A 1,938-nucleotide genomic window follows, 5' to 3' on the forward strand; every position below is an offset into this window, starting at 1 on the left:
AGCTACGCGCATCCATGATCTGGATCAGAGAACTCGGACAAAGCACCCAATGATCACAACCAGATACACGCCCTAGTGCGTTGAAACCCGCGGGACGGGCCGGCTATCTCACAGAACCTCCGGTAGGTGGTCGGGCGGCTCGCGCCGGGGTCGGGTCGCGAGCACTACCGTGCTATCGACCGTTCCCTCGACGATGCCGCGGGCAAGGTCGGTGAGGCGGGTGTTGGTGTTACGGGCGTAGCGGCGGAGCCGGTTGAACGCCTGGTCCATGTCGAGGCCGCCGCGTTCCGCGAGGACGCCCTTGGCTTGTTCGATCACAATGCGACTGGTCAGCGCGTGTTGCAGCTGTTCGGCGAGGATCTCGTGGTGGCGGATCGCGCGCTCCTGCAGGATCGCGATCGTGGCCACGTCGGCGAGTGCCTGGCCGATGCGCGTGTCCGCGTCGGTCAGCGGGCCGGGGCGGGTACCGAACAGGTTCAACGTCCCGATCACCTCGTCGCGCAGCCGCATCGGGAGCGCATGGACTGAGCGGTAGCCCGCGGCCTGCGTCCCCACCGCGAAGATCGGCCACCGGTCGGCGACCAGGGCGATATCGGGGACGATGATCGCCGTGCCGCTGTGGAAGCAGTCCAGGCAGGGCCCCTGGTCGTGTTGGAGCTGGAACAGCTCGAGCAGCCGGCTGGTTTCCGAAGAAGTTGCCACCACCCGCAGGGTGCCGCGCGAGTCGGCGAGGAGCAGTCCGGCGGCGGCGACGTCGAGCAGGTTCACACAGTGATGGGCCAGCCGGTGCAGCAGGTCCGCGACGTCATAGTCGGCAACCAGGCTGTCGGCCAACGTGACGAAGGCTTCGCTCAACTGCTGTTCCTGACCCACGGCTGCCTCCGCACTCCCGTCGCGCGCCCCGCGCGAGGGCTCGCCTTTCATCATCCGGACAGGTCGCCGTCGAGGCGCAGCCGGCGCGCGACGATCTCGCAGGCGACCTCGTCGACGGTCAGCCCCGCGGCGAAGGCATGCGCACGCAGCCGGACGAGAGCCTCCTGCGCGCTCACGCCGAGCTGCGCCATCGCCATCCCGGTGGCCTGATGCACCTCGGCCCGGTACGCCCCGACGCCGTCCAAGCCCTCTCCAGGCGGCATGTCGACCGGAGAGGGCGAGTCCCTGGCCTCGGTATCAAGGAACGTCAGGGCCGCGATGTCCGCGATGACCAGCGCATCTCCCAACGCCTCGCCATCCAGAAGCCCCGACCGCGCACAGAAAAAGCCAAGGGTACCCAGGCGGATCGCGCCGATCTGCAGTGGAAAAGCGAAGATCGCCCGAAAGCCGGCGGCCAGAACCGCCGGGGTGAACATCGGCCAGCGGTCGCCCGACTGCCCGGTCAGGTCCCCAACCAGCACCGGGCGCCCATAGCGGACGGCGTGCCAGCAAGGCCCCTCACCAAGAGTGAACTGCAGATCGTCGAGACGGGCGCAGATCGGGTTGCTCGCGCCCGAGTAACCCCGAACGGCGGCGGCACTCGTCACCGAGATCGCAGCCCCGTCCACCGGCAGCGCTGACACCACACCGACGCACAGCCGATCCAGCGCGGCCACGTCCCTCGACCCGTCCGCCAGCAGGGCACGCAACTCGCGGCGCAGCCGACCAGGCTCACTCACGCGTTTTCTGACTGCCACACGAGCCCGGTACGACCCCAACCACATTCCGTGGCGTGCTTGCCCTACGAAACCCGATCGCGAGGTCCACGGTCATGGCCATTCCCCTCACCGGACCAACGCATCAGCGAGAGGGAACCCGGACTAGGCACCCAGACCAGGCCCGGACGAAGACACAACCACCCCAGCGCAGCACTTCCACGCTACACCCACGACTAATGGGAGCTACCGGGTCGGCGTAGGGCAGGCTCGGTGCCGGTAGCCGCCAGCGGGTGAGCACTGTCTCCGA

Annotated in this window: 2 protein-coding genes; both read right to left on the bottom strand. The window is 68.2% G+C overall.

Annotated features, from left to right (window positions below; genetic code table 11):
* Positions 1-108 precede the first annotated feature (108 nt).
* Positions 109-924 (bottom strand): ANTAR domain-containing protein, encoded by an 816-nt coding sequence (locus I6A81_RS40995; protein WP_407661473.1) that lies wholly within the window; start codon positions 922-924, stop codon positions 109-111.
* Positions 924-1,589 carry a GAF and ANTAR domain-containing protein gene (locus I6A81_RS41000; RefSeq protein WP_307875237.1) on the bottom strand — a complete coding sequence of 222 codons (666 nt, stop codon included), beginning with the start codon at positions 1,587-1,589 and terminating at the stop codon, positions 924-926. The genes I6A81_RS40995 and I6A81_RS41000 overlap by 1 nt, the downstream gene beginning before the upstream one ends.
* Positions 1,590-1,938 lie beyond the last annotated feature (349 nt).

Source organism: Frankia nepalensis (assembly GCF_016786325.1).
Lineage (GTDB): Bacteria > Actinomycetota > Actinomycetes > Frankiales > Frankiaceae > Pseudofrankia > Pseudofrankia nepalensis.

Bases quoted from the DNA above. Each gene is read 5' to 3' on its own strand.
- I6A81_RS40995 (WP_407661473.1), bottom strand. From the start codon at position 924: ATGAAAGGCGAGCCCTCGCGCGGGGCGCGCGACGGGAGTGCGGAGGCA.